Below are 21,306 nucleotides of genomic sequence, written 5' to 3'. Positions count from 1 at the left end.
TCTCCCGGCATCTCAGGCGTCCCTTCCGAACAGGCCGGCAGGCCGGACCAAAAGCACGATTGCCATGATGACGAAGACCACCAGGTTGGAAGCCTCGGGGTAAAAGACCTTGGTCAGGCCTTCGGCGAGGCCGAGCATGTAGCCGGTGACGATCGCGCCGAGGATCGATCCCATGCCGCCGACCACGACGACCGCGAAGACGACAATGATGAGATCCGATCCCATTAGCGGGCTCACCTGGTAGACGGGTGCTGCCAGAATACCGGCAAGCCCGGCAAGCGCTGAACCGAGGCCATAGGTCAGCGTCAGCAGCAACGGCACGTTGACGCCGAAAGCCTGGACGAGACGGGGGTTCTCGGTTGCCGCGCGCAGGTACGACCCCAGCCTGGTCTTCTCGATCAGCGCCCAGGTCCCGAAGCAGACGATCAGCGAGGCGACCACCACCCAGCCGCGATAGTTGGGCAGGAACATGAAGCCGAGATTGGTGCCGCCGGAAAGCAGCGGCGGCACGGCGTAGGCGTTTCCCGAGACGCCGTAATAGTAGCGGAATATGCCTTCGAGCACGAGCGCGAGACCGAAGGTGAAGAGCAGGCCGTAGAGCGGATCGAGATCGTACAGCCTCGACAGTGCCAGGCGCTCGACGACGATGCCGAAGACGCCGACGATCAGCGGCGCGAGGATCAAAGCGGGCCAATAGCCGATGCCGAGATGGGTGAGAAGCAGATAACCGACGAAGGCACCGAACATATACTGGGCGCCATGGGCGAAATTGATGACGCGCAGCAGGCCGAATATGACGGCCAGGCCGAGGCTCAGCATGGCGTAGAACGAGCCGTTGATCAGCCCGACCAGCAACTGGCCGAGGAAGGCCTGAACGGGGATTCCGAAGATCATCGTCATGGCGCCATCATACACCCAGGACTTCGTGCAGCAGCGTCATGCGGTCCGGCAGTTCGCCGACCGGAAATCCTGCCACGACCTTGCCGTGCTCCATCAGATAGAAACGGTCGGCAACGCGGCTGGCGAAGCGGAAGTTCTGCTCGACCAGCAGGATCGTCATGCCGCGCTTTTTCAACGTCGCCAGCAACTCGCCGATGCGCTGCACGATGACGGGGGCGAGACCCTCCGTCGGCTCGTCGAGAAGCAGCATTTTCACGCCGGTTCTCAACATGCGCGCAATCGCCAGCATCTGCTGCTCGCCGCCCGACAGCCTGGTGCCGGGACTGTTGCGCCGCTCCTTGAGATTGGGGAAGAGATCGAATATTTCCTCGACGCTCATGCCGCCCTCGGCGACGACCGGTGGCAAGACCAGGTTCTCGTCGACTGTCAGCGTCGCGAAAATGCCGCGTTCCTCCGGCACGAAGCCGATGCCTTGATGGGCGGTGCGGTGCAGCGGCACCCGCATCAGATCCTTGCCGTCGAAAGCGATCCGGCCGGTTCGCTTGCGGATGAGCCCCATGATGGAGCGAAGCGTCGTCGTCTTGCCGACGCCGTTGCGGCCGAGCAGCGTGACGGTCTCGCCGGCAAACACCTCCAGATCGACGCCGTGCAGCGCGTGACCCTCGCCATACCAGGCGTTGAGACCGCTGACCGCAAGCAGGGGCGCGGCGCTAGTCATCGGCGGTACCCATATAAGCGACCTTCACGCGTTCGTCGCGGCTGACGGTGGCGTAGTCGCCGGCCGCCAGCACCTCGCCGCGCTGCATGACCGTTATCCAGTCGCAAAGGTCGGCCACGACAGTCAGATTGTGCTCGACCATCAGCACGGCGCGATCCCGTGCCACCGAGCGGATGAGGTCGGAAACCGTGGCCACGTCCTCGTGTCCCATGCCGGCCATCGGTTCGTCCAGCAGCAGCACTTTCGGATCGAGCGCCAGTGTCGTGGCGATCTCGAGCACGCGTTTCCTGCCATAGGAGAGATCGCCGGCGAGCCTGTTCCTGGCGTCGTCGAGACCGACCGAACGCAGCAGTTCCTCGGCGCGCGGCGTCAGCCGATCGAGCGCCGCGAGCGAGCGCCAGAACTGGACGCTGAGCCCGCCCGGCCGCTGCAGCGCGACGCGCACATTGTCGAGCACGCTGAGGTGCGGAAAAATCGCCGATATCTGGAACGAGCGCACCAGACCCATGCGCGCAACCCTGGCCGGCGAGGTTCGGGTGATGTCGTGGCCGAGCAGTTCGATCCTGCCGCTGGTCGGCGCCAGGAACTTGGTGAGCAGATTGAAGACGGTCGTCTTGCCGGCGCCGTTGGGTCCGATCAGCGCATGGATGTTGCCATGGCGGACATCGAGATCGACATTTTTGACGGCGACGAAGCCGGCAAAGTCGCGCCGCAACCCGCGGGCGGAAAGCACCACATGCGGCTCGTTCGCGTTCACCTCAGGCGGCGCCATGGCCGCGCCGATCACTGGCTGGCCGTCGAACAGCCGCTTTCCTTCTCGCTGAGGAAGGCCTCGTTGCCGGGAATGGTGGCGAGGTATTTGTAGTAGTCCCACTCCTTGGTGCTCTCGGCTGGCGATTTGACCTGATAAAGATACATGTCGTGGATCATGTTGCCGTCCGCCTGCACCTTGCCGTTGGCCGTAAAGACGTCGTTCACCGGCAGCGAATGCAGTTGCTTGGCGACGGCTTCGGTCTCGTCGGTGCCGGCCTTGTCGATCGCCTTGAGGTATTGCGTTACCGCCGAATATGTCGCTGCCTGGATCATGTTCGGCATGCGGTTCGTGCGCTTGGAAAAGCGCTGCGCGAATTCGCGGCTCTTGTCATCGCGATCCCAGTAGAAGCCCTCGGTCAGCACGACGCCTTGCGCCGCCTGAAGGCCCAGCCCATGCACCTCGGCCAGAGTGAAGAGAAGTGCGGCAAGACGTTGGCCGCCCTGGACGATGCCGAATTCTGCGGCCTGTTTGATGGAGTTGGAAGTATCAAGGCCGGCATTGGCCAGCCCGATGACCTTGGCACCCGACGATTGCGCCTGCAGCAGGAAGGACGAATAGTCGGTCGCCCCTAGGGGATAACGCACTTCGCCCAGCACCTTGCCGCCGTGGCTTTCGACGAACTTCGCGGTCTGCTCCTTCAGCGAATAGCCGAATGCATAGTCGACGGTAACGAAGAACCAGCTGTCGCCGCCCTGCTGCACCAGAGAGCCGCCGGTTCCCACCGCCTGCGAGTGGGTGTCATAGGCCCAGTGGAAACCGTAGGGTGAGCACTGCTTGCCGGTCAGCTCCGTGGTCGCCGCACCGGTAACGATGTCGATCTTCTTCTTCTCCTTGGAAATGCCCTGGACGGCGAGCGCGACCGAAGAGGTGGTCAGTTCCATGATGGCATCGACCTGTTCGGTGTCATACCACTGCCGCGCAATGTTGGAGGCTATGTCAGGCTTGTTCTGGTGGTCGGCGCTGATGATTTCGACCGGCGCTCCCTGCACCTTGCCGCCGAAATCCTCGACCGCCATCTTGGCGGCCTCGACCGACCATTTGCCGCCAAAATCGGCATAGACGCCCGACTGGTCGTTGAGGATACCGATCTTGACCTTGCCATCGGAAATCTCGGCACCCGAAGCGGAGCTTGCAATAGCGGCGAGAAGGGCGGCAGAAACGAAATAGCATGCCTTCATGGTCTACTTCCTCCCATCACGATGAAGCCGACCGGCCCTCCACGATCCCCATCGGCAAGACGAACATTAGGAAGATGAGCATGATCGGCAAGAGGCCACTGCGCATTTCATGGCCAAAGCGGCGCACTTTGGCGCCATTACGCGGACAATGCGGACACAGACCGAGATACAGGATGGCGACACCGGGCGCGCGCTGCAACTCCATCAACAGATCGAGCACCCCGGCCTGCCGTCGCGGTTTGGTTGCTGCCGGCTATCTGGCCGCCGGCCTTTGACTGTGTTGGCGGGCATAGGCAACACAGGCATCCACCGTGCTGACGCATAGCGCGTCGCGCCTGTTCGGCAGATTGTTGTCGCCGGCGTAGGCGACTTCGGCGACGCGGCCGTCGACCATGCGAATTTGCGTGTCGCAATAACCGCCGGGAGCGACATTGACGGAACCGCCGACCGCCGGGATCGCGCCGACCGCCAGGGTTGGAACGACAATGCTTAGATTGCCGCGCTGAACGATGCGCTTGTAGGTCCAAATCTGGCCCGAGCGGCCAGCGTCCGCGGTGGCGGTCGGAAACCCGGCGCACATTCGAACGTCGGCTTCGCTGAGACCGACCATCTCCTTGCGGGCCGCCGACGCTGTGGGGTCAGCCTTGGCCATGCGTGACGTATCGTCGGGAACGACGCAGGAAGACAGGATACCGGCGAAGAGAACAGGAATGGCGAGCTTTCGAATCGAGGAAAATGTCATACCGACTGTCGGATTTGCATGGCCCCCGCCGCTTCTTTACCTAGGCAAACAGGCTATCGGATCAACCCGTGCAGCTTCACGAAAAAGTTGCCATGGCTGGATCATGGCCGGCCACTGGGACGTGCGCCGGGGTGGTGGTCGGAAACCGGACGTGAGCCGCAAGGGTCGCATCCATGATCATCCGGTCACCGCCCCCGCAACTGCTTCCGCCACCAGCGGCCGGGCGTCTCCCACTCGTGCGAAAGAATCGTAAAAGGCGGCGGGTCGTCGATGCTGTGTGCACCGCTGCGGTCGGCCGAAGCCGTCCTGTTCTCTCTTCGTTGAAATTTTTGAGAGAATATTCCTGGCTGTGGTGGGAACGGCGAAATGCGTTCTTTGATATAATCGATAGAATTTATGACGATGCGACCAAGGCTTAGGCAGTCCGCCTGGCCGCGATGACTTCACAACCGCAGAGATCAATCATGACCGACTTCAAAAACACTTCGCCCTCTTCCCTCTGGTCACCCCTAAGCCGGCGCAGTGGCCTTGCTCTGCTGTTTGCCTCGGCCGTCGCGATTGGCAGCCTGTTGGCGCCCGGCGCGTCGTTCGCCGAAGACAAGAAGGCGATCAAGGTCGGCATCATCAGCGGCGAAGACGAGGATGTGTGGCGGGTCGTCGTCGCCCAGGCTGCCGAAAAGGGCCTCGCCATCGAGACCGTGGTGTTCAACGACTACACCCAACCCAACGAGGCGCTGGAGCGTGGCGAGATCGACGCCAACGCCTTCCAGCACCAGCCCTATCTCGACAACCAGATCAAGACTCAAGGGTATCACATCGTCCGCGTCGGCTACACCGGCGTATGGCCGATCGGTCTCTACTCGAAGAAGTACACCAAGGTCGCCGAGCTGCCCGAGGGCGCGGTCATCGGCGTTCCGAACGACCCCTCCAATGAAGGCCGGGCGCTGCGCGTCTTGCAGAATGAAGGCGTGGTCAAGCTGAAAGACGCCACCGGCATCTTGGCCACCACTGCCGACATCGCGGAAAATCCCAAGAAGGTCCAAATCAAGGAGTTGGACGCAGGCATCGTTGGACGCTCGGTTGAGGATCTCGACGCTGCCGTGGTCAACACCGATTGGGCGCTAAAAAGCGGCCTGACGCCGGAAAACCGCATCGCGCAGGAGCCCATTGCCGACAATCCGTACCGCAACTTCATCGCGGTGAAGTCCGGCAACGAGAATGAGGCCTGGGTGAAAACGCTGGTGGCTTCGTACCAGAACGAGGCGGTGAAAGCCGAGTTCGACAAGGTCTACAAGGGCACCGGCCTCAGCGCCTATTGAGGACATACAGGCGCTCAAGCGTCTGCTTTGACAGCAAGGCGGTCCGCGCCACGCGCGGTCCGCACTCGTATTTTCAGGATCCGCCCATGAACCAGCACTTTACCTCGACCGTCGAGACCGCGGAGCAGGCCGGCGCAACACAGCAAGATGTCGTGCGCCTTGTCGAGCTTAAACGCCGCTTCGGTGTCACGGCAGCGCTCGACGGTATCTCGCTGACGGTGCGCAAGGGCGAGATCCTCGGCATTATCGGTCGCAGCGGCGCCGGCAAGTCGACGCTGATCCGCTGCCTGAACGGCCTGGAGCGGCCCGATTCGGGCGGCGTGTTCATCGAGGGCCGCGAGATCGGCCGGCTCGGCGAGCGCGACCTGCAGCCGCTGCGCCGGCGCATCGGCATGATCTTCCAGCATTTCAACCTGCTGTCGGCCAAGACCGTCGAGGACAATGTAGCGCTGCCGCTCAAGATCGAAGGCCGCCCGAAGGCCGAGCGGCTGGCGCGCGCGGCCGAGCTGCTCGATCTCGTCGGCCTGTCGGAGAAAGCCAAAGCCTATCCGGCCTTGCTGTCGGGTGGCCAGAAGCAGCGCGTCGGCATCGCCAGGGCGCTTGCGGCGCGCCCGGCGCTGTTGCTATCGGACGAGGCCACATCGGCGCTCGATCCGGAGACGACGCGGTCGATCCTTGCCCTGCTGAAAGACATCAACCGGCGGCTTGGCCTGACCATCCTTTTGATCACCCACGAAATGGAGGTGATCCGCTCGATCGCCGACCGGGTGGCGGTGATCGACGCCGGGCGCATCGTCGAGGAAGGGCCGGTCTGGTCGGTGTTTGCCGATCCGCGCTCCGAGATTACGCGGAGCCTGCTCGGCGCCATCCGGCCGCAGCTTCCGGCCGAACTGGCGGCCCGGCTGCTGCCGGCGGCCGGCGCGGAGACGATCCTGCGCGTCGATGTGGCCGGCGAAGCGGCAAGCGGCCCGCTGCTGTCCGACCTTGCCACGGCTGTTCCAGGTGCCTTCCGCCTCGTCCATGGCGGCATCGACCACATCCAGCAGCAGCCGGTCGGGACGCTGTTCCTTTCGGTTCCCGGCAGCGATGCAAATCGTCTCGCCGACATCATCACATTCCTGAAGGCCCGCCAGACGCGGGTGGAGGTGCTTGGCCATGTCGCCAATCCTGTTTGAGCTTCTGCTGCGTTCGATCTGGGAGACGGTGCTGATGACGGCCGCCTCCGGCCTCATCTCGCTGGTCTTCGGCCTGCCGCTCGGCCTGGCCTTGATTGCCACCGAACGCGGCGGCATTGCCGAAAGCCTGTGGGTGAATCGCGCGCTGGGTGCCGTCATCAACGGCTTCCGCTCGGTGCCCTTCATCATCCTTCTGGTGGCGCTGATCCCGGTGACACGACTGATCGTGGGCACCTCGATCGGCACATGGGCGGCGATCGTGCCGCTGTCGATCGCCGCCACGCCCTATTACGCGCGCATCGCAGAAGTGTCGCTGCGCGAGGTCGATCATGGTTTGATCGAAGCGGCCCGCGCCATGGGCGGCAATCGCTGGACGATCATCCGCGAGGTGCTAGTGCCCGAAGCCCTGCCCGGCATCGTCGCCGGCTTCACCGTGACGCTGGTGACCCTGATCGGCGCCTCGGCCATGGCCGGCGCCATCGGCGCCGGCGGCCTCGGCGACCTCGCCATCCGCTACGGTTACCAACGTTTTGAGACGTCAGTCATGATCGCCGTGGTCATCGTACTGATCATCCTGGTCTGCGGCATCCAGTGGGTGGGGGACAGGCTTGTGGCGCGGCTGGATCGGCGGGGGTAAGCGGAGCCGGTAGTTGGGATTGGCCGAGGCTTCCCCAACTTCGTCGTCCACGGGCGGAGCAGCCGCGAAGCGGCGTCGCGGCATCCGGCCCTTTGATGTCCATCTCGTTTCCGTCTCCGCCGCGCGCCTTGAAGCCCGCAGACTTCTTGCGCTCAACGGCGATCTCGAACATCCGTCTTTTCGGTCGTTTCGCTGTTAGCGGGCGCGCTGCTTGTCCGTCGCCTTCCGGTCGACCGCGAGCTCGCCCACCGACAGGACGACGCCGAATTTTTCGCTGGCTTCCGCAGGCGTATAATATCCCAGCGCCACATCGCGCAGCACCAGATCGGCATCCCGCTCGCGCGGATCGCCATAGCCGCCACCACCCGGCGTGCCGACCCTGACCCGATCTCCCGCTTTCAGCGCGATGTCCTGCTCCTTGGACAGATGCAGTGGTACATGTTCCTCGCCATTGCGGAAAACGGTAACGGTGTTGACCGCGCCGTCCTCACCGCCGAGTGCGCCTTGCGGGCCGAAACGGCCGTGATCCATGACGAAGGAGGCGCGCGCGTCGCCGCGCAGGATCTCAACCTCATAAGCTAGGCCAAAGCCGCCGCGATGCTTGCCGGCGCCGCCCGAGCCTTCGCGCAAGGCATAGTGGCGGTAGAGCACCGGGAATGCCTGTTCCATGATCTCGACCGGCGGCGACTTGGAGATGCCGATGGTCGAGCAGCCATTGGTCAAGCCGTCATGACTTGAATTGCCGCCATAGCCGCCGCCGGAGATCTGGTACATGACGTAGTCGCGGCCGCGCGCCGGGTCGTTGCCGCCGAGCGCGAAATTGCCGCTGGAGCCGGCCGGGGCCGCCGTCACCTTGTCCGGCACTGCCTGCACCATGGCCGCGAACACCGCCTCGGCGATGCGCTGCGACACTTCGGCGGCGCAACCCGATACGGGTCGCGGGTATTTCGCGTCGAGGAAAGTGCCTTCCGGGCGCTTGACGATCAGCGGTTCAAACGCGCCGGCGCTGATCGGCACATCGGGGAAAATGTGGCGCATGGCGAGATAGACCGACGACAGGGTCGTCGCCAGCACGCTGTTCATCGGCCCGGCGCACGGTTTCGACGAGCCGGAGAAATCGAAGGTCAGCGTATCGCCCTGCTTCTCGATGGCGAGCGCGATGGTCAGCGGCTCGTTGACCACCCCGTCGGAGTCGACGAACGCCTCGGAACTGTAGGTGCCGTCGGGGATGGCCACTATGTTGGCACGCATCTGCTCGGCGGCGCGGCGACGCAATTCGGCGATCGCCTCGACAACAGTTTCGTCGCCGTAACGATCCAGGATTCCGTTGAGCCGGTCCTGGCCGATCAGCAGCGCTGCGGCCTGGGCCCTGATGTCGCCGATGCGCTGGTCGGCGACCCGGATGTTGTTGCAGATAATGGCGTAGATCTCCGCGTCGAACACGCCCTTCTTGAACAGCTTGACCGGCGGCAGCCGCAGCCCTTCCTGCTCGACTGCCGTTGCCGATGCGGAAAACCCGCCCGGCACGGAGCCGCCAATGTCGGGCCAGTGGCCGGTGTTGGACAGCCAGCAGAATATCTTGCCATTGCGATAGACCGGCATGGCAAAGCGCACATCCATCAGATGGGTGCCGCCGAGATACGGATCGTTGACGATGTAGATGTCGCCTGGGTCCGGGGCCAAGCAGCGGCCATCGGCGATCATCTCGATCACCGTCCTGGTCGAATACTGCATGACACCCACGAACACCGGCAGGCCCTGGCTGCCTTGCGCGATCAGCGAACCGTCGACGGCCGAATAGATGCCGTCGGAGCGGTCGTTGGCCTCGGCGATCACAGGCGAGAACGCAGCGCGCGAAAAGGTCAGGTCCATCTCGTCGCAGACCTGCTGCAGCGCCGCCTGAAGGACCGAAAGCGTGATGGCGTCGAGTTTTTCCATCTCAGGCCTCGCCAATATCGATGATGATGTTGCCGTCGGCGTCGCAGCGTGCGCAGTCGCCGGGTTCGAGCACAGTGGTGGCATCCATCTGTTCGAGGATTGCCGGTCCTTCGATGATCGCATCTAACGGCAGTTTTTCGCGTGCGTATACCGGCGTGTCGTGCCAGCGGCCGGCATACCAGACCGGCCGGATTTCGCGTCGCGCCTCGTCGAGTGTCTTGGTGCGCCCCGCCGGATCGATCAACCGCGACAGATCGATCGCCGGCCTGACGCCGGTCACCGAGGTGTTGAGATTGACGAGATTGGCGCGGATTTCCGGCAGTTCGACTTTGAAGCGGGCGAAATAGGCCTTTTCGAAAAGCTGCTGCAGCGTTGCCCGCGTCACCGATGACGACGGCAGCGCCACGTTGATGATGTGGGTCTGGCCGACGAACTGCATGTCGGCCGAATGGGTGACGCGGATCGTCTCCGGCTTCACCGCTTCCTTGCCGATCAGCTCTTCGCCTTCGTTTCGGTGCCGTTCCAATAGGTTGTGAAGCTGGACTTCGTCGAGCACCGCGACTGGCTGATTGATCGTGTTGACGAAGTCGTGGCGCAGGTCGGCGACGACGCAGCCGAGCGCGTTGGTTATGCCGGGACGCGCGGGCACCAGTACCTTGGGCAGGCCGAGTTCACGCGCAAGGGCTGTCGCATGCAGCGGACCCGCCCCGCCAAAAGCGAACAGCGCGAAATCGCGCGGATCGTGGCCGCGCGACACGGAGACCATGCGGATGGCGCCGGCCATCTTCATGTTGCCCAGCCGCAGCACCGCACCAGCCGCCTCGACCCCGGACAGGCCGGTCGCCTTGCCTATCTTGTCCTCGAATATGCCGGTGACGCGCTCTGATGTGACCGGGTTTTCGACCGCCAGCAATTTCTTCGGCGCCAACCGGCCGAGCACCAGATTGGCGTCGGTGATGGTCGGCTCCAAGCCGCCGCGTCCATAGCAGATCGGGCCCGGATTGGCGCCGGCACTTTCCGGGCCGATCTGGATCAGGCCGGCCGCATCGACGCGCGCGATCGAGCCGCCGCCGGCGCCGACCGTGTGCACCGCCACCATCGGCACGTGGATCGGCATCGCGTATTCGATCTCGATCTCGTTCGACACAGCCGGCTCGGCATTGCGGATCAGCGCCACGTCGGTGGAGGTGCCGCCCATGTCATAGGTGACGAGGTTTTCGAAGCCGGCGCGCTTGCCCGTATAGGCAGCGGCGATGACACCCGATGCCGGACCGGACATCACCGTCTTGGCTGATTCACGTGTGACGAAACGGGCCGAGATCATGCCGCCATTGCCGTTCATGATCAGGAAGTCGCGGGCATAGCCTTTTGCGCCCAATTCCTTGCGCAGCCGCTCGACGTAGCGCTCGAGGATCGGCTGTACGGAGGCGTTGACCGAGGCGGTGACGCCCCGCTCGAATTCCCGCGCTTCCGACAGCAGCGCATGGCCTGCGGTGATGTAGCCGTTCGGCCAGAGTTCGGCGGCGATTTCGGCGGCGCGGCGCTCATGCATCGGGTTGGCGTAGGAATGCAGAAAATGGATGACGAGGGATTCGCAGCCGGCCGCGATCAGCGTCTTCACGGCGTCACGCATCTCGGCCTCGTCGAGCGGCGTGCGTATCGCGCCCGACGCCTCGACGCGCTCCGAGACCTCGAGCCGCAGATTGCGCGGAATGATCGGCACGAAGCTGCCGGTCATGCCATAGGCCTGCGGCCGCGTGCGTCGGCCAAGCTCGATCACGTCGCGAAAGCCGCGCGTCGTGATCATGCCGGTTTTCGCCAGCCGGCGTTCGAGCACCGCATTGGTTGTGGTGGTCGTGCCGTGCACGATGAGATCGATGCCGTCGATGGCAAATCCGGTGGCGCCGAGCGCCGAAACGACGCCGAACGCCTGGTTGTCGACCGTGGTCGGGGTCTTGGCTAGATACACCCTGCCACCGTCGCGTCCGTCGATCAGGAGCAGATCGGTGAAGGTGCCGCCGACATCGATACCGGCAACGACATTTCCCAGGGAATCATGCGCTTGCGCCGAAAAATTCTCTTCCATCATCGAAACCCGAAATGCGCGGACTACGGATATGCGTCAGTTTGGAAAGCTGTTTTAAGGGAGCATCTTGACGCAAATATCGTTTGTATACTAATAAATTCGGGACACAAGAGCTTGCCGCTTTGGAGTGTGCGAACAGCACGCCGGGACCTGAATGGTTCGGGCGCGCAGGTGAAAGTTTGGCGCCCGCATCCACAGTTGGGCCAGAAGGTTGGATTTGATGAACACCACAACCGCTCTCAACACCGTCGGCGCCCGCCCGCTGCAATTCCCGATTCCGGCCAATGTCTACGCCGAAACCGTCGTCTCGGTGAAGCACTACACCGACCGGCTGTTCTCGTTCCGGATCACCCGCCCGCAGTCGCTGCGCTTCCGCTCCGGCGAGTTCGTCATGATCGGCCTGCCCAATGCCGAGAAGCCGGTGTACCGCGCCTATTCGGTGGCAAGCCCGGCCTGGGACGAAGAGCTGGAATTCTTCTCGATCAAGGTGCCGGACGGCCCGTTGACCTCGGAACTGCAGAAGATCCAGGTCGGCGACACGGTCATCATGCGCCAGAAGTCGACCGGTACGCTGGTGGTCGACGCGCTGACCCCGGCCAAGCGGCTGTTCATGATCTCGACCGGCACCGGCATCGCGCCCTTCGCCAGCCTGCTGCGCGATCCCGATACCTACGAGAAGTTCGATCAGTTGATCCTGACCCACACTTGCCGCGACAATGCCGAACTGACCTATGGCCAGGAGTTGGTCGCTGCACTGGAGAGCGACCCGTTGATCGGCGAGCTGACCGCCGGCCGCGTCACGCTCTACAATTCCACGACCCGCGAAGAATCGCCGCGCATGGGCCGCATCACGGCGCTGATCGGTTCCGGCAAGTTCTACAGCGATCTCGGCATCGACAAGCTCAATCCGGAAACCGACCGCATCATGATCTGCGGCTCGATGCACATGCTGAAGGATGTCAAGGAACTGGCCGAAAGCCTCGGCTTCGTCGAAGGCTCGCTGAGCCATCCGGCGACCTTCGTCGTCGAGCGCGCCTTCGTCGGCTAGGCCTGGGCCGGCGACATCTTAATTTTACATTTTGACCATGCGGTCAAAAATCAGCTGCTCCGGTAGCCTTTTTCAGCTATGACGGCCCACAGGACTCGTGAAGTATAACTTCGCGAGCTATCTTCGTGCGTATCGTCCAAAAGGGTCGAGCGGTCTTGGGAAAGCGATACGCGCCAAGGCATAAGCGCACGCCGCTGAATGAAAGGGCAGGAGATGAGCAGCACAATCCGCGAAGCCGATCTCGGCACCAAGGTGACACCGTTGCCCGCGCGTGCCGCCGCCAACACAGCCGTTCCGCCGGACCATCGCATCGCGCGCAATCCCGGCATGAAGCTCGACCTCGGCTTCATGGAATCGGTGCGCAGCGTCAACCGTTCGGCGCTGGAACGGCGCGTCGCCAGCCTGACCAAGCGGCGCTCGATCAAGGCCGACAACCAGGCGGCCTGGCTGCTGCGCGCCGTCGCCTGCATGGATCTGACGACGCTGAACTCCAACGACACCGAGGAGCGCGTGCGCCGCCTCTGCGCCAAGGCGATCAACCCGTTCCGCCGCGACATCGCCGAGGGTCTCGGCATAGCCGATGAAAAGATCCACCCGGCCGCCGTCTGCGTCTACCATCCCTTCGTCGCCACCGCCGTCGAGGCCGTGCGCGGCACCGGCATCCATGTCGCCGCCGTTTCAACCGCCTTTCCGCATGGCCTTGCACCGCTCACCACCCGCCTGCAGGAGATCGAGGCTTCGGTCCGCGACGGCGCCGACGAGATCGATGTCGTCATTCCGCGCGGCCTGGTGTTCGGTGCCAAGTGGCGGGAGCTTTACAATGAGATCGTCTCGATGCGCGCCGCCTGCGGTGACGCGCATCTAAAAGTCATCCTCGGCACCGGCGACCTCGCCACGCTGCGCAATGTCATGCTGGCTTCGATGGTGGCGATGATGGCGGGCGCCGATTTCATCAAGACCTCGACCGGCAAGGAAAGCGTCAACGCGACGTTGCCCGTCGGCCTCGCCATGGTGCGCGCCATCAGGGCCTATTTCGAGGAAACCGGCTATCTCATCGGCTTCAAGCCGGCTGGCGGCATTTCCACCGCCAAGGCTTCGCTCGACTGGCTGGTGCTGATGAAGGAAGAACTCGGCCGGCCGTGGCTGGAACCGGACCTGTTCCGCTTCGGTGCGTCCAGCCTCTTGACCGACATCGAGCGTCAGCTCGAACATCACTTGACCGGTCACTATTCGGCCAATCATCGCCACGCAATGGCTTGAGCACCCCACCCCGATCGGCCTTGCCGATCGACCCCTCCCTGCAGGGAGGGTGAAGGAGGCACCTGATGAACATTCTCGACCGCTATCACGCCATGGATTACGGCCCGGCGCCGGAAGCCCGCAACGAGGCCGATGCCTGGCTTGCCGCCCGCGACTTTTCCAAGGCGCTGTTCATCGATGGTACCTGGAAGGCCGCATCCGGCGGCAAGAGCTTCGAGACCAGCGAGCCATCCTCCGGCAAGCTGCTGGCCAAAGTCTCCGACGCCAGGGCCACCGATATCGACGCGGCGGTTGCGGCGGCCGCCAAGGCGCTGCCCAAGTGGAGCGCCAGTTCAGGCTATGTCAGGGCGAAAGTGCTTTATGCCATCGGCCGTGCCATGCAGCGCCATCAGCGCCTGTTCGCGGTGCTTGAGACAATCGACAATGGCAAGCCGATCCGCGAAAGCCGCGATATCGACGTGCCGCTGGCGATCCGTCATTTCATCCACCATGCCGGCTGGGCACAGGCGCTGGACAGGGATTTCCCCGGTCACAAGGGTGTCGGCGTCGTCGGCCAGATCATCCCGTGGAACTTTCCGCTGCTGATGCTGGCCTGGAAGATCGCGCCGGCGCTCGCCGCGGGTTGTACGGTGGTACTGAAGCCGGCCGAGTTCACGCCGCTGACATCGATCCTGTTCGCCGAGATCTGCGAGCGCGCCGGCGTGCCGAAAGGCGTCGTCAACATCGTTCAGGGCGGCCCGGAAGCGGGCGCCGCCATCGTCAACCATCCCGGCGTCCAGAAGATCGCCTTCACCGGCTCATCCGAGGTCGGCAAGATCATCCGCAAGGCAACCGCCGGCTCGGGCAAGAAACTGTCGCTGGAACTCGGCGGCAAGTCGGCCTTCATCGTCTTCGAGGACGCCGATCTCGACAGCGCCGTCGAAGGCCTGGTCGACGGCATCTGGTTCAACCAGGGCCAGGTCTGCTGCGCCGGCTCGCGCCTGTTGGTCCAGGAAGGCATCGCCGACGCCCTGATCGCCAAGGTCAAGACGCGAATGAGCCGACTGCGTGTGGGCAGCCCGCTGGACAAGAACACCGATATCGGCCCGCTGGTCGATTTGACCCAGCTCGACCGGGTCAAGGGTCTGGTCGCCGAAGGAGCCAGACAAGGCGCGGTCTGCTGGCAGCCGGATGCGGCGCTGCCGTCCTCCGGCCATTATCACCTGCCGACACTCGCCACCGGTGTTTCGCCGGCTAATATTCTTGCTCAAGAGGAAGTGTTCGGCCCGGTGCTGGCGACCATGACCTTCCGCAACACCGAGGAAGCAATCGAGCTCGCCAACAACACGCGCTATGGGCTCGCCGCCTCGGTATGGAGCGAGAACGTCAATCTCGCTTTGCATGTCGCGCCGCAACTGAAGGCCGGCGTCGTCTGGGTCAACGGCACCAACATGTTCGACGCCGCCTGTGGTTTTGGCGGCTACCGCGAAAGCGGTTTCGGCCGCGAGGGTGGGCGGGAAGGCATGTTCGAATATCTCACGGCGAAACTGCCGCTTGGCCCGGTCATCAAGCCGGCGACGATCTCGGCGCCGCCCGTCGAGCAGGCGGACGGTTCGGCCATCGACCGCACGGCAAAGCTGTTCATCGGCGGCAAGCAAATTCGGCCGGACGGCAATTACTCGCTGGCGGTCGCCACCGCCAAGGGCAAGCTTGCAGGCGAGGTCGGGCTAGGCAGCCGCAAGGATATCCGCGATGCCGTCTCTGCGGCCCGCGCCTGCAAGGGCTGGCCGGATGCGACCGCCTATAACAGGTCCCAGGTGCTTTATTATCTGGCTGAAAATCTTTCCGGCCGTGCCGACGAGTTCTCGGCGCGCCTCGTGCAGCTCACGGGCGTCACCGCCAAGGCCGCGCGCGAGGAGGTCGACCAGTCGATCGAGCGGCTGTTCCTCTATGCCGGCCTTGCCGACAAGTTCGAGGGCCGCGTGCACCAGCCGCCGGCGCGTGCCGTGACATTGGCCCTGCACGAGCCGGTCGGCGTCGTCGGCATCGTCGCGCCTGACACCTCGCCGCTGCTCGGCCTGATCTCGCTGGTCGCACCGGCGCTGGCCATGGGCAACACGGTGGTCGCGGTGCCTTCGGAAAAATACCCGCTGCTGGCCACGGACCTCTATCAGGTCATCGAATATTCCGACGTTCCGGCCGGCGCCATCAACATCGTCACCGGCCGCACGGCGGAACTTGCCGGCGTGCTGGCCAAGCACGACGACGTCGACGGGCTGTGGGTGTTCGCCGATGCCGAGACCTGCGCCAAGGCGGAGGCCGACTCCATCGGCAACCTCAAGCGGGTCTGGAGCGGCAATGGCCGCGGCCTCGACTGGGCGTCCGACGAGGCCGCCGGCGATGCTTTCCTGCGCCGCGCCGTCGAGGTCAAGAATGTCTGGGTGCCTTACGGGGATTGAGCCATGTGGCTGTCCGCGATGGTGATCGTATTCGGACTTGACGCCCGGATGCATGTTCTTTAACGAGAAAAAACATCTTTATCTGTGAGTTGATGACGCGCAGGCCGCATGATGATGGCTGACTGGCACATGACGCCCCGGCCGGCTGCCGATAGACCCTAACGATGCCAAGCGGACGAGGAGAACAGCATGGCGGATCTGGCAGGCAAGGTCGTTGTCATCACGGCAGCGGCGCAAGGCATCGGCAAGGCGAGCGCGCTGGCGTTCGCCAAGGCAGGCGCCGTGGTCCACGCCACAGACATCAACGAAGCGCTGCTGGCTGAGCTCGCCAAGACCACCGGCATCAAGACCCGCAAGCTGGACGTGCTCAATGACGAGGCCGTCAACGCGGCCTTTGCCGAGATCGGCATCGTCGACGTCCTCTTCAATTGCGCCGGCTTCGTCCATTCCGGCTCGATCCTGGAGATGAAGGATACCGATCTCGATTTCGCCTTCAACCTCAATGTCCGCGCCATGATCCGCACCGTGCGGGCCGTGCTGCCCGGCATGCTGGAGCGCGGCGACGGATCGATCATCAACATGTCCTCGGTCGCCGGCGCCGGCAAAGGCGTGCCCAACCGCTTCGCCTATGGTGTCACCAAGGCCGCCGTCATCGGCCTGACCAAGGCGATCGCCGCTGACTATGTCGGCAAGGGCATACGCTGCAACGCCATTTGCCCCGGCACGGTCGAGAGCCCCTCGCTGCAGGACCGCATGCACGCGCAAGGCGATTACGATGCCGCCCGCGCCGCCTTTATCGCCCGCCAGCCGATGGGCCGGCTCGGCACGCCGGAGGAAATCGCCGATCTCGCCGTCTATCTGGCGGGCGCCACCTATACGTCCGGACAGGCCTACAATATCGACGGCGGCTGGTCGATCTAGGGTGCTCTCCCTAGCGGAAAAGCAGGTTGCTTCCGCGCTTGCCGGGCCACCATCCACTGGCTAGGTTCCGTCGGCCCTGGAACCACGTCGTCGCGGCGACGGAGCGAATTGTAATCGGCCGATGGCCGCAATCAGGAGAAGTATCTAGATGAAACTGCTGCGCTATGGCGAGGTGGGAAGCGAGCGCCCAGGTCTGCTCGATACGGATGGCATCATCCGCGATCTCTCCGCTCATGTCGCCGACATCAGTGGCAAGGCGCTGGACCCGGCATTGCTGGCTGATCTGGCGAAGATCGATCCGAAATCGCTGCCGGCGGTTTCCGGCAGCCCGCGCCTCGGCGCCTGCGTCGCCGGCACCGGCAAATTCATTTGCATCGGCCTCAACTATTCCGACCATGCCGCCGAAACCGGCGCCACCGTGCCGCCGGAACCGATCATCTTCATGAAGGCAAGCTCGGCCATTGTCGGGCCGGATGACGACGTGCTGATCCCGCGCGGCTCAGACAAGACCGATTGGGAAGTCGAACTGGCCGTGGTCATCGGCAGAAAAGCCAAATATGTCAGCGAAGCCGACGCCCTTGACTACGTTGCCGGCTATAGCGTTGCTCACGATGTGTCGGAACGCGCCTTCCAGGCCGAGCGGCAGGGCCAGTGGACCAAGGGAAAGTCCTGCGACACCTTCGGCCCCACCGGCCCATGGCTGGTGACCAAGGACGAGATCGCCGACCCGCAGAACCTGAAGATGTGGCTGACGGTCAACGGCAAGACGATGCAGAACGGCTCGACCAGGACCATGGTCTACGGCGTCAAGTACCTGGTGTCCTATCTCAGCCAGTTCATGTCGCTGCACCCCGGCGACATCATCTCGACCGGCACGCCGCCCGGCGTTGGCCTCGGCATGAAGCCGCCGGTGTTTTTGAAGGCTGGTGATGTGGTGGAGCTTGGTATTGAAGGGCTCGGCCAGCAGAAGCAGACGTTCAAGGCGGACGTGTAGAGGTTGCGCTGCCCCCTCATCCGGCCGCTTCGCGGCCACCTTCTCCCCGCTGGGGAGAAGAGGTGAGCGTCGGCGCTGACAATCTCCTCTCCCCTCGGGGAGAGGTCAGCCGAGCGAAGCGGAGGCTGGGTGAGGGGGCTGCGCCCGCCTACTTCAGCACCTTCCCATCCGCGCCAAACCGATAGGTCTTCGCAGGATCCGGCGTCGCATACAGCGTCGCACCTGGCTCTGCATCATAGACGCCGAAAATGCGCACCGTGATCAGCCCGGCCTTCTCGCAGTCGAGATAGAGATTGGTGTCGGCGCCGAGATGCTCGGCATGGACGACCGTTCCCTTCCATGCGCCTGAACTGGGATCGACGGTCAGGTGTTCCGGCCGCACGCCAATGGTCTTGGCGGTTTCTCCGAGCCTCGCGCCGTCGACGAAGTTCATCTTCGGCGAACCTATGAAGCCCGCGACGAACTCATTCGCCGGCGAATTGTAGAGCTCCATCGGGCCGCCGATCTGCTCGATGCGACCCGCGTTGAGCACGACGATCTTGTCGGCCAGCGTCATCGCCTCGACCTGATCGTGGGTGACGTAGATCATCGTCGCCTTCAACCGGCGGTGCAGCTGCGCGATCTCCAGCCGCGTGTTGACGCGCAGCGCGGCATCGAGGTTAGACAGAGGCTCGTCGAACAGGAACAGCTTCGGCTCGCGCACCACGGCGCGACCGATGGCGACGCGCTGGCGCTGACCACCGGAGAGTTCCGCCGGCCGCCTCTCGAGATAGGGCTCCAGCGACAGCATCGACGAGGCGATGCCGATACGCCGATCGATCTCGGCCGCCGGCGTCCCGGCCTGCTTGAGGCCGAGGCCCATATTGTTCTTCACCGTCAGATGCGGGTAGAGCGCATAGGTCTGGAACACCATGGCAATGCCGCGCTTGGCCGGCGGCGTGACGGAGACATCCGCGCCGTCGATGACCACGCGGCCGGAGGTCGAATCCTCCAGTCCGGCGATGACCCTGAGCAAGGTCGACTTGCCGCAGCCGGACGGACCGACGAAGACGACGAACTCGCCATCGTTCACTTCGAGGTTGATGCCCTTCAGCACCTCGACCGGCCCGAAGGCCTTCTTCACGTTCTCGATGTTCAGCGAGCCCACGGCGATCCTCCGGATTGGAATGTGGGCGCGAATGCAACCCCTGACGGCAATTCTGCGGTCACAATCGCACCGCCTTTCCGCTGCGCACGCTCTCGTCGGCGGCAAGGCAGACGGCGAGCGACTTGACCGCGTCGTCCATATGTTTGGTCAGATCCAGGTCCTCGCGGATCGCCTTGAGCACGAAGGCCTGTTCAAGGTCGCAGAGGTCCTGATGGCCGGGTTCGCCTGCCATCGACAACATTTCGTCCGGCCTAGCGAATTTGCCGTCCGGTCCGGTCGCGGCGCTGTGCAGGCGGATGGTCGATGTCTTGGTGTGGGTGTCGATGTCGTCCGACTTCACACCTTCCTTCATGACGATCGACACGCAGCCATTAGGAGAGATGACGTCCTTTACGAAGAAGGCCGTTTCCGAAATCATCGGACCCCAACCGGCCTCGTACCAGCCGACCGAGCCATCATCGAACAGCACCTGCAAATGGCCGTAATTGTACATGGAGGGCGCGACCTCCTCGGTCAGCCGCACGCCCATGCCGCGCACCTCGACAGGCTTCGCGTCGGTGATCTGCAGCATGACGTCGAGATAGTGGACGCCGCAGTCGACGATCGGCGAGGTCGTCTGCATCAACTGCTTGTGCGTCTCCCAGGTGGACCCCGAGGATTGCTGGTTGAGGTTCATGCGGAAGACGTAGGGGCCGCCGAGCTTCCGCGCCTCGGCGATTAGCCTGATCCAGGAGGGATGGTGACGTAGGATATAGCCGATCACCAATTTCTTGCCATTGGCCTTGGCCGCCGCGACGACGCGCTCGGCATCGGCCACGGTCGTCGCCAGCGGCTTTTCGACGAAGACATGGCAGCCGGCCTCCAACGCCCTCACCGCATAGTCGGCATGGCTGTCGGAATAGGTGGCGATGCAGGCGACATCGGGCTTTTCGTCACGCAGGGCATCATCGAAGGAACGCCTGATGCCGTAGCCGGACAGCCCGTCCGGCAGCGGCACATCGGAGCGGTTGATGAGTGCTGCGATCTGAAAGCCCGGATTGGTGTGATAGGCCAGCGCGTGGCTGCGGCCCATATTGCCGAGGCCGGCGACGATTACCCGTAGAGGATTTGGGACGCGAAGAGGCGTTTGCGAACTCACTTGACGGCTCCAGACGTGATGCCGCGGATCAGCTGCCGCGAGAAGATGACGTAGAGGATCAGCACCGGCATGATTGCCAGCGACAGCGCGGCCAGGATGGCGTTCCAGTTGGTGACGAACTGGCCGAGGAACAGCTGAGCGCCGAGCGTCACCGTCTTGGTTTCTTCCGACGGCGCCAGGATCAGCGGGAACCACAGATCGTTCCAGATCGGGATCATGGTGAAGACGGCGACGGTTGCCATCGATGGCCTGACCAGCGGCAGCACCAGCCGGAAGAAGATGGTGTATTCGGACAGTCCGTCGATGCGGCCGGCATTCTTCAAATCGTCGGAGACCTGCTTCATAAATTCCGACAGGATGAAGATGGCGAGCGGCAGGCCTTGAGCGGTGTAGACCAGGATCAGCGCCGTCAGCGTGTTGACCAGCCCGCTTGCCACCATCAATTGCAGGATGGCGACGGTGCCGAGGCGGATCGGGATCATGATGCCGAGAGCCAGATAGAGCCCCATCAGCGAATTGCCGCGAAAGCGGTATTCCGACAGCGCAAACGCCGCCATGGCGCCGAACAGCAGCACGAAAAACAACGAGGCGACGGTGACGACGAGGCTGTTCTGGAAATAGTGGATGAAGTCGCCCTGGCCGATCACGGTCGTGTAGCCGATCAGGTCGAATGTCCCGGGCGTCGGCGGCGTCAGCGGCGCGCCGAAGATGCCAGCGCGAGATTTAAACGAATTCATGATGACGAGGATCACCGGAAACAGCGCGATCACCGTGTAGGTCAGCAGGATCGCGTGGGCTCCGATGGTGCGGGGCATGGAACGAGTGGCGGTGCTCATCTGAGCGTCTCCTGACG

19 protein-coding genes are annotated in these 21,306 nt (G+C 63.6%); 8 read left to right on the top strand and 11 right to left on the bottom strand.

All coding sequences use genetic code 11. The features are described from left to right. Nucleotides 1-12: 12 nt before the first annotated feature. The 6 genes from X744_RS147430 to X744_RS147455 are packed head-to-tail and all read right to left on the bottom strand — an operon-like array spanning nt 13 to nt 4,352. A complete protein-coding gene (locus X744_RS147430; RefSeq protein ID WP_023761337.1) occupies nt 13-900 on the bottom strand; it encodes a branched-chain amino acid ABC transporter permease in 888 nt (295 codons plus the stop codon). Between the two features lie 7 nt (nt 901-907). Beyond that, nucleotides 908-1,618 (bottom strand): ABC transporter ATP-binding protein, encoded by a 711-nt coding sequence (locus tag X744_RS147435; RefSeq protein ID WP_023761336.1) that lies wholly within the window; start codon nt 1,616-1,618, stop codon nt 908-910. Next, nucleotides 1,611-2,390 (bottom strand): ABC transporter ATP-binding protein, encoded by a 780-nt coding sequence (locus X744_RS147440; protein ID WP_023761335.1) that lies wholly within the window; start codon nt 2,388-2,390, stop codon nt 1,611-1,613. The genes X744_RS147435 and X744_RS147440 overlap by 8 nt, the downstream gene beginning before the upstream one ends. 11 nt (nt 2,391-2,401) lie before the next feature. Beyond that, a complete protein-coding gene (locus X744_RS147445) occupies nt 2,402-3,610 on the bottom strand; it encodes an ABC transporter substrate-binding protein (protein ID WP_023761334.1) in 1,209 nt (402 codons plus the stop codon). A 16-nt stretch (nt 3,611-3,626) separates the two neighbouring features. Beyond that, nucleotides 3,627-3,830 (bottom strand): hypothetical protein, encoded by a 204-nt coding sequence (locus tag X744_RS147450; protein ID WP_031260759.1) that lies wholly within the window; start codon nt 3,828-3,830, stop codon nt 3,627-3,629. Between the two features lie 33 nt (nt 3,831-3,863). Beyond that, the gene (locus X744_RS147455) at nt 3,864-4,352 is read right to left on the bottom strand and encodes a hypothetical protein (protein ID WP_023761332.1); all 489 of its coding nucleotides are present in this window, start codon (nt 4,350-4,352) and stop codon (nt 3,864-3,866) included. 464 nt (nt 4,353-4,816) lie between these two features. Here X744_RS147455 and X744_RS147460 point away from each other — a divergent pair, with 464 nt between their 5' ends. From X744_RS147460 to X744_RS147470, 3 genes are all read left to right on the top strand, one after another. Further along, nucleotides 4,817-5,671: a MetQ/NlpA family lipoprotein gene (locus X744_RS147460; protein ID WP_023761331.1), complete on the top strand. Its 855-nt coding sequence runs from the start codon at nt 4,817-4,819 to the stop codon at nt 5,669-5,671. Between the two features lie 86 nt (nt 5,672-5,757). Continuing rightward, entirely contained in the window at nt 5,758-6,846 is a 1,089-nt protein-coding gene (locus tag X744_RS147465) for a methionine ABC transporter ATP-binding protein (protein ID WP_023761330.1), read from the top strand. Further along, a complete protein-coding gene (locus tag X744_RS147470; RefSeq protein WP_023761329.1) occupies nt 6,827-7,483 on the top strand; it encodes a methionine ABC transporter permease in 657 nt (218 codons plus the stop codon). Before X744_RS147465 ends, X744_RS147470 begins: the two co-directional genes overlap by 20 nt. Before the next feature lie 195 nt (nt 7,484-7,678). Here the strand turns inward: X744_RS147470 and X744_RS147475 are convergent, their stop codons facing one another. Both X744_RS147475 and X744_RS147480 read right to left on the bottom strand, forming a co-directional pair. After that, entirely contained in the window at nt 7,679-9,421 is a 1,743-nt protein-coding gene (locus X744_RS147475; RefSeq protein WP_023761328.1) for a hydantoinase B/oxoprolinase family protein, read from the bottom strand. 1 nt (nt 9,422) lies between these two features. Next, on the bottom strand, nt 9,423-11,507 hold the full coding sequence (locus tag X744_RS147480; protein ID WP_023761327.1) for a hydantoinase/oxoprolinase family protein: 2,085 nt from the start codon (nt 11,505-11,507) through the stop codon (nt 9,423-9,425). A 220-nt stretch (nt 11,508-11,727) separates the two neighbouring features. Here X744_RS147480 and X744_RS147485 point away from each other — a divergent pair, with 220 nt between their 5' ends. The 5 genes from X744_RS147485 to X744_RS147505 all read left to right on the top strand — a co-directional run bounded on the left by X744_RS147485 (nt 11,728) and on the right by X744_RS147505 (nt 18,168). Continuing rightward, entirely contained in the window at nt 11,728-12,555 is an 828-nt protein-coding gene (locus X744_RS147485) for a ferredoxin--NADP reductase (RefSeq protein ID WP_023761326.1), read from the top strand. A 213-nt stretch (nt 12,556-12,768) separates the two neighbouring features. After that, the gene (gene deoC, locus X744_RS147490; protein ID WP_031260758.1) at nt 12,769-13,815 is read left to right on the top strand and encodes a deoxyribose-phosphate aldolase; all 1,047 of its coding nucleotides are present in this window, start codon (nt 12,769-12,771) and stop codon (nt 13,813-13,815) included. Between the two features lie 65 nt (nt 13,816-13,880). After that, a complete protein-coding gene (locus tag X744_RS147495) occupies nt 13,881-16,253 on the top strand; it encodes an aldehyde dehydrogenase family protein (protein WP_023761324.1) in 2,373 nt (790 codons plus the stop codon). Nucleotides 16,254-16,442: 189 nt separating this feature from the next. After that, nucleotides 16,443-17,174, top strand: a complete 732-nt coding sequence (locus tag X744_RS147500; RefSeq protein ID WP_023761323.1) for an SDR family oxidoreductase — start codon at nt 16,443-16,445, stop codon at nt 17,172-17,174. A gap of 148 nt (nt 17,175-17,322) precedes the next feature. Further along, on the top strand, nt 17,323-18,168 hold the full coding sequence (locus X744_RS147505; protein ID WP_023761322.1) for a fumarylacetoacetate hydrolase family protein: 846 nt from the start codon (nt 17,323-17,325) through the stop codon (nt 18,166-18,168). A 148-nt stretch (nt 18,169-18,316) separates the two neighbouring features. On the opposite strand, the gene X744_RS147510 is transcribed toward X744_RS147505, so the two are convergent. Genes X744_RS147510 through X744_RS147520 form a run of 3 tightly spaced genes read right to left on the bottom strand, consistent with a single transcriptional unit; the run spans nt 18,317 to nt 21,289 of the window. Next, nucleotides 18,317-19,315: an ABC transporter ATP-binding protein gene (locus X744_RS147510; protein WP_023761321.1), complete on the bottom strand. Its 999-nt coding sequence runs from the start codon at nt 19,313-19,315 to the stop codon at nt 18,317-18,319. A 58-nt stretch (nt 19,316-19,373) separates the two neighbouring features. Beyond that, nucleotides 19,374-20,453 carry a Gfo/Idh/MocA family oxidoreductase gene (locus X744_RS147515; protein WP_023761320.1) on the bottom strand — a complete coding sequence of 360 codons (1,080 nt, stop codon included), beginning with the start codon at nt 20,451-20,453 and terminating at the stop codon, nt 19,374-19,376. After that, nucleotides 20,450-21,289: a carbohydrate ABC transporter permease gene (locus tag X744_RS147520; protein ID WP_023761319.1), complete on the bottom strand. Its 840-nt coding sequence runs from the start codon at nt 21,287-21,289 to the stop codon at nt 20,450-20,452. The genes X744_RS147515 and X744_RS147520 overlap by 4 nt, the downstream gene beginning before the upstream one ends. Nucleotides 21,290-21,306: the final 17 nt, after the last annotated feature.

This window comes from Mesorhizobium sp. LNHC252B00 (genome assembly GCF_000502955.1).
In the GTDB taxonomy this organism is placed as follows: domain Bacteria; phylum Pseudomonadota; class Alphaproteobacteria; order Rhizobiales; family Rhizobiaceae; genus Mesorhizobium.
This window is presented reverse-complemented; position numbering and strand designations above follow the sequence as displayed.